Source organism: Bacillus siamensis KCTC 13613 (assembly GCF_000262045.1).
In the GTDB taxonomy this organism is placed as follows: Bacteria; Bacillota; Bacilli; order Bacillales; family Bacillaceae; genus Bacillus; species Bacillus siamensis.
Genome location: NZ_AJVF01000041.1, coordinates 48,370 through 61,703 on the forward strand (window position 1 = coordinate 48,370; position 13,334 = coordinate 61,703).

Sequence of the window (13,334 nt, forward strand, 5' to 3'; positions counted from 1 at the left end):
AGACATACGTCATTTTTTCGCGCGGGGGAGCCTTATGCAGAAGTATTTTCAATTGAAATCTGAAACAGGGGCTTTTCATCTTTTTTCCAAGGAACACATTTTCACGCTGTTGATCATCGGATTGCTGGGGGTATGCGTGATCGTATTCCGGAAAAAGCTCCATCACGGCCGGCCGAATCGCGTGTTCCGATACGTGCTGTTCATTCTTCTAGCTGTGTCGCAGATCAGCTATCATATATGGCTGCTATGGCATCATGCCTGGTCGCTGAAAACATCTCTGCCGCTGCAGCTGAGCGACCTTTCCGTCTATTTGGCGATGCTGATGGTCATGACAAAAAGCAAAAAGCTGTTCGCCTTTCTCTATTTTGCCGGCTTGGGCAGCGCCATACAAGCGATGGCCACACCTGATTTAGGGGCGTATTCTTTCCCTCATTTTCGGTACATCGTATTTTTCATCTCGCACGGCTGTGTGTTTCTAGCCTGTCTGTTTATGGCCGGTGCCCAAAAGTACAGGCCGTCGGTGCGCGCGCTCTGGGTGTCATTGCTGATCGTAAATCTGTACGGGGCGTGTGTCTTTTTGATTGACCATGTGCTGAATGCAAACTACCTCTATTTAATGAAAAAACCGAAGACCGCTTCGCTTCTGAATGTTCTCGGCCCTTGGCCATGGTATCTTCTTTCAATGGAAGCTGCGGTGATGCTGAGCTTTTTCATTCTGTATATTCCGTTTTGGCTGCTGAGGAAAAGAGCATGAAGCCCGCTTATGTTTGTGAAGCCGATCATTTGAAATTTTTTCAACATTCCGGCATTATTTTTTTCAGATTCTGATGTTGTAAAAAGACGTCCGCGGCGATAAAATGAATCTGCTATGATAATGGGATCGATACGGAGCTGCAGCTTGCGGTTTCCGTTTTTTCATGGGTTTTTTTATAGAGAAAGGGGGATCGGTATGCCGCGCGCTTTGAAGATATTAATTATCGGAATGTTTATCAATGTGACGGGCGCATCTTTTTTGTGGCCGCTGAATACGATCTATATTCATAATCATTTAGGGAAATCGCTGACTGTCGCGGGGATTGTTCTGATGCTGAATTCCGGAGCCAGTGTGGCGGGGAATTTATGCGGCGGATTTTTGTTTGATAAAATCGGCGGATTCAAATCCATTATGCTGGGCATTATCATCACCTTGGCAAGTCTTCTCGGGCTCGTTCTGTTTCACCAGTGGCCCGTTTATATTTGGCTGCTCGTCATTGTCGGGTTCGGTTCCGGCATCGTGTTTCCGGCCAGCTACGCCATGGCGGGAGCGGTCTGGAAAGAGGGCGGACGGAGAGCTTTTAATGCGATTTATGTAGCTCAGAACGCAGGTGTCGCGGTCGGTTCAGCACTCGGCGGAATGGTTGCGGCGTACTCGTTTACGTACGTGTTTTTAGCCAATGCTTTGCTGTATGTGCTGTTTTTCCTTATCGTATTTTTCGGGTTTCGAAATATTAAAACCGGAAATGCGGGCCAGGTCTCTGTACTGGACTACGAGCCTGTCAGCAGCAGAACGAAATTTACGGCGCTTCTTATACTGAGCGGCGGGTATGTTCTCGGGTGGATTGCCTATTCGCAGTGGTCCACAACCGTTGCGTCACATACTCAAAGCATCGGTATGCCGCTTTCATTATACAGTGTGCTCTGGACCGTAAACGGAATACTGATTGTCGCCGGACAGCCGCTTATAGGTGCTGTTCTGAAAAAATGGTCCGGTGCGTTAAAAACGCAGATGGTCATCGGCTTTTGTATTTTTATCGTCTCGTTCGGCGTGCTCCTTGGCGCCAAGCACTTTCCGATGTACCTTACCGCGATGGTGATTTTAACGATCGGAGAAATGCTTGTCTGGCCTGCCGTGCCTACTATTGCCAATCAGCTTGCGCCTAAGGGGAAAGAAGGGTTTTACCAAGGGTTCGTCAACAGTGCGGCGACGGGCGGCAGAATGATCGGGCCGCTCCTTGGCGGCGTGCTGGTTGATCAATACGGCATGAGCGTGCTGCTTTTGTTCCTGATGGCGCTTCTTGTCGTCAGCATCCTAGCGACGGTGCTGTATGACAAACGTCTGAAAACCGTTAATAAACAAAACGTCCAAGTGCGATGACGACATAAAAAATCCCGCTGTTTCGGCGGGATTTTTTGATTATAAGAGCGGAAGCACGTTGACGGCGTCCTTAACATTTAAATATGTCTTTAATGAAGTAAAGCTGGCATCAAGCTGATTCATTTTCATGGCAAGGGAAGGCTTGATACCGGTGATGATCAATTCTGTGCCAATTAAATTAAGCAGATGATGCAATTTGAAAATCCGGTCTGCGGTCTGTTCGTTTACCTCAGCTAAACCTGATAAGTCTATAATTAAGTAATCATCTTTAGATGCGGTTAATATGTCTGTCAAAGTTGTCACAATGGAATCAAATCGTTCTTCTGTTAAATTCCCCACTAACGGCATGGCGGAGATCCCGTTTCGAATCGGAACGATCGGCGTTGACAGCGTCGCAATTTCTCCGAGGGAATCCTCAAGAAGCTTTTCGTACTCTTTCTGCTCTGTGATGTCTTTTTGAAAACCGACAAAATAGAGCTTGTCTTCAACATAAAGAGGATCAATATTGAGTTCATTCCAAAACGGGGTGCCGTCTTTTTTTACATTTTTCAGCCGCACCGTGATCTTTTCTTTATGTTTTAGGCCTTTTCTTATTTTCGCGACTTGTTTTCGGTCGGTTTCTTTTCCTTGCAGAAATCTGCAGTTCTTACCTAATATCTCTTCGGAAGAATAGCCTGTCATATCCATAAATCCCTGATTCGTATAAATGATGGGATTGTCCTCAAGAGAGGGGTCTGTAATCACCACGCCGATGCGTGCGTGATCAAGCGCCTTTTTGATAAGCTCCAGCTGCTCCAGATTTCCGAGTACATTTGAGTCAGCCATATAAAACCCCCTTTTGGCCGTAAAGCTGCGCACTTTTTTCAGCCATTGTTTCTCCCCTTTTTAAATGAATCTACAGTAACCGTAGCATAACACATGTTCTGTTTCAAGCAGCCGCAGTTTGCAATTTGTCATTCGGGCTTGTCCTCATATACACTGAATATATAAGGGGAAGGCACATCATCGCTAAGTAAGTGACTAGGTCATTGTCACTGGGTGAAAAATGAATCTAATGCATCAAGCTTACCGATCATGTGTTCACATATAATGGAAGAAACAAGCTTTTTACTTTCCTGCTCATTCGCCGGTATGTAGATATCGAAAATCATCGTATTCGTAAGGGGGCTGGATGGCCTGAAGTCGCTTTACTAAATAAGGGCTTTAGGAAGGTGATGAAGATGCTGCATCAGGTAATTATTGCTTGTGTAATTGGAGGAATCATGGGGGTTCTCGGTCATGTGAAAAAAAGAGGCAGGCTGGAGAAACCCAGAATGACAAAGCGGTTTATCTATCTCGGTTTTTTGGAAGATGGTTTTATCGGAATGGCTGCTTCCATCTTACTTGTCTTATCCGCTAACCCCGATTCAGGAATTCAACTCGTCATCTTATCCATAATCGCAGGCTACGGCGGAGAAGCTGTTCTCAGGAGCTTTGATTTTGTCAGGGAACAAAACAGTGATTCGGCCGAAGCAAAACCACACCAGCAAAAAAATCCTCCATCAAAATAATATCCCCGCTCATGACCCGTTCTGGGTACATTCCCATTGTATACAAACCTGCTTGCACTTATGAACAGAATTCTATAAAATACAGGTAAGATTACGGTAGCGATAAGAACAGTGAAGAGGAGCAGTAAGAAGCAGATTTTGCAGTCAGAGAGTTGACGGCCGGTGCAAGTCAATCAAGTCTGTTTCCGAACTCGCCTCAGAGTTGCAGCGGCAAAACCGCTGACGCATAACTGCGTTAAAAGTATCAAGTGAGTGCGGCTTAAAACCGCGCTAACGAGGGTGGTACCGCGGGAAACAAAAATCTCTCGTCCCTTTTTGGGATGAGGGAGTTTTTTTAGTTTTAGAATAATCTGAATACAATCTTCCTTATCCCGTCAATACTTGGACTACATACGCCGTATTCAATCAGAAGGAGGTTTTTGCGTTGAGTTTTCAGCACGAAAAAATAGAAAAGAAATGGCAGAATTACTGGTTGGAGCATAAAACGTTCGCCGTCAGCGAAGAGAGTGACAAGCCGAAGTTTTACGCGCTTGACATGTTCCCGTATCCTTCAGGAGCCGGCCTTCATGTCGGGCATCCGGAAGGCTATACGGCAACCGACATTCTTTCTCGCATGAGACGCATGCAAGGGTACAACGTGCTTCATCCGATGGGATGGGACGCGTTCGGGCTTCCCGCCGAGCAATACGCGCTTGACACAGGGAATGATCCGGCTGAGTTTACGAAACACAACATCGATAATTTCCGCCGCCAGATCCAATCGCTCGGTTTTTCATATGATTGGGATCGTGAAATCAATACGACTGATCCTGACTACTACAAGTGGACGCAGTGGATCTTCACCAAGCTGTATGAAAAAGGTCTCGCTTATGTAGACGAAGTGCCGGTCAACTGGTGCCCGGCACTCGGAACGGTGCTTGCGAACGAAGAAGTCATTGACGGCAAAAGCGAGCGGGGCGGCCATCCGGTTGAACGCCGCCCGATGAGACAATGGATGCTGAAAATCACTGCTTATGCGGACAGGCTTCTTGAAGATTTAGAAGAGCTTGACTGGCCTGAAAGCATTAAAGACATGCAGCGCAACTGGATCGGACGCTCAGAAGGCGCAAACGTCCATTTCGCGATCGACGGCACTGACGACACATTCACGGTGTTTACGACAAGACCGGACACGCTGTTCGGCGCGGCTTATGCCGTGCTGGCTCCAGAGCATGAGCTTGTGGAGGCCATCACGACGGCTGAACAAAGAGAAGCGGTAGACGCTTATATTAAAGAAGTTCAGGCGAAAAGTGACCTGGAACGGACGGATCTTGCGAAAACAAAAACGGGCGTCTTCACGGGCGCATATGCGGTAAACCCGGCAAACGGGGAAAAGCTGCCGATTTGGATAGCTGATTATGTCCTCGCTTCTTACGGAACGGGTGCTGTAATGGCCGTGCCGGCGCATGATGAACGCGATTTTGAATTCGCCAAAGTGTTCAGCCTGCCTGTCAAAGAAGTCGTAAAAGGCGGAAACACGGAAGAGGAAGCGTACACGGGAGATGGAGAACATATCAATTCCGGCTTTCTGAACGGACTGAATAAAGCGGAAGCGATTGAAAAAATGATCGCCTGGCTTGAAGAAACGAAAAACGGTGAGAAAAAAGTGACATACCGTCTGCGTGATTGGCTGTTCAGCCGCCAGCGCTATTGGGGCGAGCCGATTCCGGTCATTCATTGGGAAGACGGCACTTCAACAGCCGTTCCGGCAGAAGAGCTGCCGCTGATTCTGCCGAAAACCGATGAGATCAAACCGAGCGGAACAGGTGAATCACCGCTTGCCAACATTAAAGAGTGGGTAGAGGTCACTGATCCTGAAACGGGCAGAAAAGGCAGAAGAGAAACGAACACGATGCCGCAATGGGCAGGAAGCTGCTGGTATTTCCTTCGCTTTATCGACCCGAAAAATCCGGATCAGCTCGCTTCACCTGAGAAACTGGATAAATGGCTGCCTGTCGATATTTACATCGGAGGAGCGGAGCATGCCGTGCTTCACCTTCTGTACGCGCGTTTCTGGCATAAATTCCTCTATGATATCGGTGTCGTACCGACGAAAGAACCGTTCCAAAAGCTGTATAACCAAGGAATGATTCTCGGGGAAAATAATGAAAAAATGAGTAAATCCCGCGGAAACGTCGTTAATCCGGATGAAATTGTGGCGTCTCACGGAGCAGATACGCTCCGCCTGTACGAAATGTTTATGGGGCCTCTTGACGCATCTATCGCCTGGTCTGAATCAGGTCTTGACGGAGCGCGCCGCTTCCTTGACCGTGTATGGCGTTTGTTTATCGAGGAAAACGGCGAGCTGACGGGCAAAGTGACAGAAGGCGCGGGCGAGACTCTTGAGCGCGTCTATCATGAAACGGTTATGAAAGTGACAGAAAACTACGAAGCTCTTCGCTTTAATACGGGCATCTCTCAGCTGATGGTCTTCATTAATGAAGCCTACAAAGCGAATGAACTTCCGAGAGAATATGTCGAAGGCTTTGTGAAGCTGCTTTCTCCTGTTGCGCCGCATTTGGCGGAAGAACTGTGGGAAAAACTCGGCCACGAAGGTTCGATTGCATACGAAGCCTGGCCTGCTTATGACGAATCAAAACTGGTGGATGATGAAGTGGAAATCGTCGTCCAGCTGAACGGCAAAGTAAAAGCGAAATTAATGGTTCCGGCTGATGCTGATAAAGCAGCATTAGAACAGCTCGCACAAGCTGACGAAAAAGTAAAAGAGCAGCTTGAAGGAAAAACGATCCGAAAAATCATTGCCGTACCGGGCAAGCTTGTCAATATCGTCGCAAACTGACCGGACGAAGCCCCTCTCCTAAAGAGAGGGGCTTTTTTATCAGGCCTCTATCATAGAAATCGCACCGCGGGCTTTGGTATACTTACACCATAAAGATGAATGGGAGTGTCACATATTGAAAATAAATGAAATCAGCACAGCCGCACTTGAAGAAAAATTAAAAGCGGGAGAAGAGCTGTATCTGATTGATGTCAGAGAAGATGAAGAAGTCGCCGAAGGAATGATTCCGCAGGCTGTTCATATCCGCATGGGGGACATCCCAGAAAAGATGGATGCGTTTGACAAGGACAAGGAATATGTATTTATCTGCCGTTCCGGAAAAAGAAGCATGAACGTTTGTATGTATTTACATGAGCAGGGCTTCCGTACGGTTAATGTTGAAGGCGGAATGCTGGAATGGGAAGGCGAAACAAAGCCGAAGAAATAACGTTTTGAAGTGAAAGAAGAAAAGGGATGCACGTCTTTTCTTCTTTTTTTATAGAAAAAATGGGAGGCGATCAGGTGAAACCGGTCATACGCGCTATGAAAGCAAGTGATATCAAACAGGTCCGGCAAATCGCGGAACGAAGCTGGCATCATACGTATGAAGGGATTATCCCCAGACACATTCAGGATCAGTTTCTCGAATCCGCCTATCAGGACGAGATGATGGAACGCCGGCTTCGTCATTCACTGTTCCTTGTGGCAGAAGAAAAAGAGGGAAGACATCTCGGTTTTGCAAATGCCACCCCGGTTCAAAAAGACGGGAAAGCGGAGCTCGCCGCCATTTATATTGATCCGGATTGTCAGGGAAGCGGGATAGGCACGGCACTTCTTAAAGAATGCATCAGACAGTCCGGCGGGATAAAAGAGCTTTATGTCCATGCAGAAAAAGAGAACCGCCCCGCCCTGTCCTTTTATCAGGCTAAAGGATTTCAATGGGTATGTGAATTTGAAGAAGACTTTAAAGGACACACCTTACAGACGGTCAAACTGGTGCTGAACATATAAAGCCGTCCGGCCCCCTCAAGGGCCGGATCGCGTAGATCAATGATAAGCCGGAAGCCAGTCTTTGTGCGCTTCAAATAAGTCATCGCACAAAGATATGATGTCATTCATGGAAAGCTCGGCGCTCGTATGCGGATCAAGCATCGCCGCCTGATAGACGGCTTCCTTTTTTAAAGTGACGGCCGCTTCAATGGTTAAAAGCTGTGTGTTGATGTTCGTTCTGTTGAGCGCCGCGAGCTGTTCCGGAAGTTCGCCTGAATAGCACGGCATCATTTGGTTTTTGACGGCGGCGCACGGCACTTCTACGATCGCTTTCGCCGGCAGATTCGGTATCAGCCCCGTATTCAGCACATTGCCGCCGAACATAAACGGATGCCCCGTCTCCATCGCTTCTATAATTCTCGAACCGTATTCTTTCGAGCGTTCATGCGTCAGGTTTTGATTGTTGATGATGCCGTCTCTCATCGTTTCCCAATTTTTGATTTGTTCTGTGCATCTCCTCGGATATTCATCAAGCGGAATTTGGAGTTCGTCTATCAGCTCCGGATATCGGCTTTTTATAAAATACGGGTGATATTCGGCATTATGCTCAGATGATTCCGTGACGTAGCAGCCGAACTTATCCATCAGCTCAAATCGAACCATGTCTTTATGTTTCGTCTTTTGCTTTTCACGGGCACGTCTTTTAATTTCCGGATATAGATCAATTCCGTCTTTTTTGATCTCCAAGAGCCAAGCCATGTGGTTGATGCCGGCAATGCGTTCTTCCGTACCTTCGTGATCCATGCCGAGTGAGTCAAACAGATCTTTCGTACAGACCTGCACGCTGTGGCACAGGCCGACCGTTTGCACATTTGTATGTCTGAGCATCGCGCCGGTCAGAGAAGCCATCGGATTTGTATAGTTTAACAGCCATGCATCCGGACAGACTTCCTCCATGTCTTTTGCGATATCAAATAAAACGGGGATGGTGCGGAGGGAGCGGAAAATGCCGCCTATTCCGACAGTATCGGCGATCGTCTGGCGGAGGCCGTACCGCTTCGGAATGTCAAAGTCGATGACCGTTGCGGGTTTATAGCCGCCGACCTGAATGGCATTTATCACATAGCCGGCGTGTTTAAGCGCCTGTTTTCGGTCATCGTAAGAGATGATAGAAACGCTTGTATTATATCGGTCTCTCATATTTTCAAGCATGAGCTGGGATTCTTTCAGCCGCACAGCATCAATATCATAAAGCGCGAATTCAAATCCGTTTAAAGCTTCAGTCAGTAAACAGTCTCCCAGCACATTTTTTGCGAAAATCGTGCTTCCGGCTCCGATAAACGTAATTTTCTTCAACAGAAATTCCTCCCTTTTCTTTTCAGCCTTTAACCGCCCCGGAGGACAGCCCTGCGATAAAATATTTTTGAAGCGCCAAAAACAAAACGACCATCGGCAGCATCGCCATAATCGCGGCTGCGGCGACTAAGTGGAGATTGTTCGCATTTTCGCCGAAAAATCCCGCCATAGCCACGGTCAATGTCTGCACCTTTTGATCTTGTAAAAAGAAAATCGCAAATTGGTAATCGTTCCAGATAAACACGCAGGAAATGATGCAGACTGTTGCGGTAATCGGTTTCAACAAGGGAAACACGATCGTATAGAAAGTCCTGATCAATCCCGCGCCGTCCATCCGGGCCGCTTCCTCAAGCTCTTTCGGAATGGAAGAGCGGATAAACCCTGAATATAAGAAAACGGTCAGCGGCATATATGCAGCCGTATTAATGAGAATGGCTGCGGCATGCGTATTGATCAGCCCCGCATCAGCGACCATCTTGTATAAAGGAACCATGGAAGTCAAAGGCGGGATAATCATGATTGAAATCAAAAGGCCGAAGACGATTTTATTCAGCTTCGTATTTCTTCTTGCAAGCGGATATGCGGCAAGCGAACCCATAAAAATTAACAAAGCGGCGGAAACGGCCGTAATGATGATCGTGTTCAGAAAGGATTGCCCAAGAGAGGCCCGCTCCCATGCTTCACGAAAATTCTGAAAAGAAAAAGCGGAAGGCAGCGACCATTTTGAACTGTAGTCTCCTTTTGCTTTTAAGGACGTGGTCAGCAGAATGTAAAAGGGGACAATATGAACGCATGAGATGACGGCAGCCAACAGGGTAAAGATCTGCATTCGGGCTGTTTTCATGACATTTCCGTCTCCTTTCGCTTGAAATACACGAGAGCGGTAAAGCTGATGACGAGAATAATAACGGACATAAACACACCTTGGGCGGCGGCATATCCCGCATCCTGCCGTTTAAAATATAAATCATACATAAACGTCGACATTGATTGAGAAGAATTGCCCGGCCCGCCTGCAGTCAGGGCGAAAATAACATCAAACAGTTTCAGCCCCCCGATGATATTGATGACCATATTGATGGTGACAGCCGGCATCAGTAAAGGCAGGGTAATGGTGAAAAACGGCTGAAGACCGCCCGCGCCATCCATTTTTGCCGCTTCGTAATAATCTTTCGGAATGCTTTGCAGCCCCGCCAAATACACAATCATCGCAATGCCTGCGTATTGATAGGTGTTAATCATGACGATAATCCAAGGGTTCGCCGACGGACTTGCCAAGGCATTGACAGAACCGGCCCCCAGCGCGCCAAGCACATCATTCAGCGCGCCCCCGTCATATGAGAAAATAAAATACCAAATGTATCCCATAATCAGCGGACTGATAATGACGGGCAGGTAGACGATCGTTCTTGTGATCGCCTTCATTTTTAAGCTCTGATTCAAAAGCAAAGCATATAAAAGTCCGAGCATATTCTGAAAAAAAGTGCTTCCGAGTCCGTAAAGCAAAGTGTTTTTCACAACGAGCCACGTGTCCGGGTCTGTAAAAAGCCTTTTATATTGAGTGATACCCACCCACTGATACGTCTGCGAAAAACCGTTCCAGTTTGTAAATGTGATAAAAGCGCCTTTGACAAACGGAAAAATCATAAAAATAAAAACCGTGGCAAGAGCAGGGACGTACATCCACCATAGTGACGCGGGTTTTACAGGTTTCTTATTTTGATATCCGGCGGTTTCTCTTGCAAGATTACTCATTCTTTTTCAGCTCCTTGTGAATCAGACTGAAGACGGAGCCGTTTATATTCTCTGCCGAGTTTCGCCGAAATTTCAGCAGGAGTTAAAATATCAGCCATCAGCTCCTGTCCGGCTGTTCCCATCACATCCCACATTCCGTTCGGCAAATAAAGGCGGTCGAAATAAGGCTGTACCTTAATATGCTGATAGCGCTTATAGTCATTTGCATAGAAAATGTCTGTTTGCACATTCACTAATCCGGCCGGGAGCGAGGTCGCTTCGGCAATTGATTTTGCGTTTTCGGGACGGGCCATAAATGCGATAAACTGTTTCGCTTTTTCAAGCTGCGGGGAATCCTTGGATGCCGCAAGCGTATAACGTTCGCCCCCGATCCATACCGGTGCGTCTCCCTTGTGGATAGCCGGGGTCGGTATGATGCCGACTTTTACCTTTGGATTGATTTGAGCGACGTCTTGGCCGAGGGTGCCGCCCTGCAGCGTAAAGGCGATTTTGTTTTGCGCCATCAGTTCGATGAGCTGGGACCGTTTTGCTGTCACGGCATCTATATTAAGCAGGTTTTCCTTTTGCATCTCTTTCAGCTTGTCAGATAAATAGGTGAAGTGTGTCCAGCGGAAGGTTCCGTTTAACAGCTGTTTTTTGTAACGGTGAGCGGGATCTGTGATGAGGAGCGGTGCGGCGAATTGATCGTAATATTGGGCAAATGAACTTTTCTCATAACCGGCAAACCAGAAGGGGGTGACTGTTCCGCCGCTTTTTTCTTTAACCTGTCTCAGTGCCTTCATCAAATCATCCATCGTTTCCGGCGGTTTAATGCCGTACTTTTCCAACAACGTACGGTTGTAGGCCAGTCCGTCCTTTGCCTGATTCAGAGGGAAGGCGTATATTCTGCCTTTGGCGTCCTTAAGCATGCTGTTTAAATTCGGATCGAGCCGCTTCGTCCAAGACATTCCGCTGAGATCGGCTGTATATTCTCCGTAGCGGAGTTTGGCCCAGCCGTGCGTGTCGAAAAGATCAGGCATGTCATCGGCCGCCATTCGGACCCTCATCATATTTTCGTAGTCATTGCCTGGGAAATGAACGTTTACTTGAATGTCCGGATGTTCTTTTTGGAATACATCAGCCAATTTTCTGAATATGGCGCGTTCGCTGTCTGAGGAAATGGTCGAATAGACTGTCAAGGTTTTCTGCTTTTCTCCTGAGCTGCTCTCTTTTGCCGAGCAGCCGGTAAGTATCATACAAGTAAAAGAAAGAAACAAAACCAGTAAGCGTTTCATCTTTTCCTCCTTTAAATATGATATAAACGCTGCGGGAAACGTCACCTCCTTTCTTGTGAACCGCAGCTTTGTCTGACAATCAGTGAAGTGGGAAGCGTCACGGCCAGCGGGACGGTTCTGCCATTTAAACGGTCGAGAAGCAGTTTGACGCCCGTCCGGCCCATCTCTTCCGTGTATACTTTTACCGTTGATAACGGCGTGCTGGCGTATTCTGCTCCATCAATGCCATTGAAGCTGACAATCGCTGTATCACGCGGGACTTGAAGGCCGGCCTCCTGCAAGGCTTTTAAAGCGCCAACGGCCATTGAATCACTTGCGATAAAGAAAGCGTCAGGCAGACTCCCGCTTTTGATGGCTTCCTTCATCAGCCGGAAACCTTCGTGCATGCTGTATTCGCCTACCAGCACATGCTCCGGCTCGGCGCCGGCCATTTGTAAAAAAGCGGTCAGACGCTTATCTTCAATCGTTTGATTGCTGTTTACACCATTTATGACGGTATGCTCCCGTTCACGGCCGCCAATATAGCCAAGCCGCTGATAGCCGAGTGACAGCAGATGTTCTATCGCCTTTTGCGCTGCGGCATAAAAATCCACGCTGACGGAGTCGTAGCGAGAGGGATCGGGTGTGCCGTTGACAAATACGGCGTGCCTGAAAGCGGCGCAGATATTCGTAAGCGCCTCGTCTTGGAGGCTGCCGATTACGATCACACCGTCCAAATCGTGAAATAATTGCTCTTGGAAAGAACCGAGATGGATAGAAGAAGTGATAAAGATTTTTTGTTCAAAACATTCTTCTTCAATGCCTTTTCTGATCGCTGAGAAATAAGGATCCTGCCGTTCTTCCTCCGGTGACAGACAGCTGACAACGCCGATCAGAGGCGCTGAATCGCTGCGGCTGCGGTTCTTTCGTTTTTTTGCCGCCGGCTGATAGCCGAGCTCATCGGCGATCCGCAGGACTTTTTCTCTTGTTTCTTCAGTCACGGCCAAAGAGTCATCTCTGTTCAAAATTCTTGATACTGTCGCACTGGATACAGATGCTTGTAAGGCAATATCTTTGAGACGGACCATTTTGCATCTCCTTTTTACTAAAAATTTTCTAAATAGAAATGAACTGGTTATGGTTAAAGTGATATTATCACATGTTGGTAAGCGTTTTCAATAACGATTTTCAGTTATTTTTAGTAAAGATCAGTAAAAAAGAAAAACTTGTTTATTCTCTATCATAATTCATTTCTACCGGAATAAATTGATAGGGAAAGGAGAGGATGACGTGCTGAAGATAGCTGTGTTTGATGAGGAGCATGAAAAGGATTTGCAGACTGAAGTCAATTCATTTTTAAAGGGGATTTCTGAAGAACAGCTCGTTGATATCAAATATACGGTAGCGGCAGCTTGTGATCCGGAAGGGGAGCAGCTTTATTGTTTTTCCGCTCTCATTTTATATCGGAAATAAAGAAG

The 13,334-nt window shown here is 47.2% G+C and carries 13 protein-coding genes and 1 other annotated feature; of the genes, 7 read left to right on the forward strand and 6 right to left on the reverse strand.

The window, feature by feature from the left end:
* Positions 1 to 34 precede the first annotated feature (34 nt).
* Both Y79_RS0115545 and Y79_RS0115550 read left to right on the forward strand, forming a co-directional pair.
* Positions 35 to 754, forward strand: coding sequence for a YwaF family protein (locus tag Y79_RS0115545; protein ID WP_016938509.1), 720 nt, complete (start codon positions 35 to 37; stop codon positions 752 to 754).
* A 195-nt stretch (positions 755 to 949) separates the two neighbouring features.
* Positions 950 to 2,134, forward strand: coding sequence for an MDR family MFS transporter (locus tag Y79_RS0115550; protein ID WP_016938510.1), 1,185 nt, complete (start codon positions 950 to 952; stop codon positions 2,132 to 2,134).
* A 39-nt stretch (positions 2,135 to 2,173) separates the two neighbouring features.
* On the opposite strand, the gene ytvA is transcribed toward Y79_RS0115550, so the two are convergent.
* Positions 2,174 to 2,959, reverse strand: coding sequence for a YtvA family blue-light photoreceptor (gene ytvA / locus Y79_RS0115555; protein WP_016938511.1), 786 nt, complete (start codon positions 2,957 to 2,959; stop codon positions 2,174 to 2,176).
* 389 nt (positions 2,960 to 3,348) lie between these two features.
* Between ytvA and Y79_RS0115560 the strand changes: the two genes are divergently transcribed.
* From Y79_RS0115560 to Y79_RS0115575, 4 genes are all read left to right on the forward strand, one after another.
* Positions 3,349 to 3,684: a DUF4257 domain-containing protein gene (locus Y79_RS0115560; protein ID WP_076982551.1), complete on the forward strand. Its 336-nt coding sequence runs from the start codon at positions 3,349 to 3,351 to the stop codon at positions 3,682 to 3,684.
* A gap of 102 nt (positions 3,685 to 3,786) precedes the next feature.
* Positions 3,787 to 4,000 (forward strand) — a binding site (T-box leader).
* Between the two features lie 108 nt (positions 4,001 to 4,108).
* On the forward strand, positions 4,109 to 6,523 hold the full coding sequence (gene leuS / locus Y79_RS0115565) for a leucine--tRNA ligase (RefSeq protein WP_016938513.1): 2,415 nt from the start codon (positions 4,109 to 4,111) through the stop codon (positions 6,521 to 6,523).
* Between the two features lie 115 nt (positions 6,524 to 6,638).
* Complete coding sequence (locus Y79_RS0115570) at positions 6,639 to 6,950, forward strand: rhodanese-like domain-containing protein (RefSeq protein WP_016938514.1); 312 nt, start codon at positions 6,639 to 6,641, stop codon at positions 6,948 to 6,950.
* A gap of 26 nt (positions 6,951 to 6,976) precedes the next feature.
* Positions 6,977 to 7,513: a GNAT family N-acetyltransferase gene (locus Y79_RS0115575; protein ID WP_016938515.1), complete on the forward strand. Its 537-nt coding sequence runs from the start codon at positions 6,977 to 6,979 to the stop codon at positions 7,511 to 7,513.
* Positions 7,514 to 7,549: 36 nt separating this feature from the next.
* Here the strand turns inward: Y79_RS0115575 and melA are convergent, their stop codons facing one another.
* Genes melA through Y79_RS0115600 form a run of 5 tightly spaced genes read right to left on the reverse strand, consistent with a single transcriptional unit; the run spans position 7,550 to position 12,944 of the window.
* On the reverse strand, positions 7,550 to 8,848 hold the full coding sequence (melA, locus tag Y79_RS0115580; protein WP_016938516.1) for an alpha-galactosidase MelA: 1,299 nt from the start codon (positions 8,846 to 8,848) through the stop codon (positions 7,550 to 7,552).
* 22 nt (positions 8,849 to 8,870) lie between these two features.
* Entirely contained in the window at positions 8,871 to 9,692 is an 822-nt protein-coding gene (locus tag Y79_RS0115585) for a carbohydrate ABC transporter permease (RefSeq protein ID WP_016938517.1), read from the reverse strand.
* On the reverse strand, positions 9,689 to 10,603 hold the full coding sequence (locus Y79_RS0115590) for a carbohydrate ABC transporter permease (RefSeq protein ID WP_016938518.1): 915 nt from the start codon (positions 10,601 to 10,603) through the stop codon (positions 9,689 to 9,691). Before Y79_RS0115590 ends, Y79_RS0115585 begins: the two co-directional genes overlap by 4 nt.
* The gene (locus Y79_RS0115595) at positions 10,600 to 11,877 is read right to left on the reverse strand and encodes an ABC transporter substrate-binding protein (RefSeq protein ID WP_016938519.1); all 1,278 of its coding nucleotides are present in this window, start codon (positions 11,875 to 11,877) and stop codon (positions 10,600 to 10,602) included. Before Y79_RS0115595 ends, Y79_RS0115590 begins: the two co-directional genes overlap by 4 nt.
* 41 nt (positions 11,878 to 11,918) lie before the next feature.
* Entirely contained in the window at positions 11,919 to 12,944 is a 1,026-nt protein-coding gene (locus Y79_RS0115600; protein ID WP_016938520.1) for a LacI family DNA-binding transcriptional regulator, read from the reverse strand.
* A gap of 202 nt (positions 12,945 to 13,146) precedes the next feature.
* Here Y79_RS0115600 and Y79_RS0115605 point away from each other — a divergent pair, with 202 nt between their 5' ends.
* The gene (locus Y79_RS0115605; protein ID WP_013353238.1) at positions 13,147 to 13,329 is read left to right on the forward strand and encodes a sporulation protein Cse60; all 183 of its coding nucleotides are present in this window, start codon (positions 13,147 to 13,149) and stop codon (positions 13,327 to 13,329) included.
* The last annotated feature ends 5 nt before the right edge of the window (positions 13,330 to 13,334 follow it).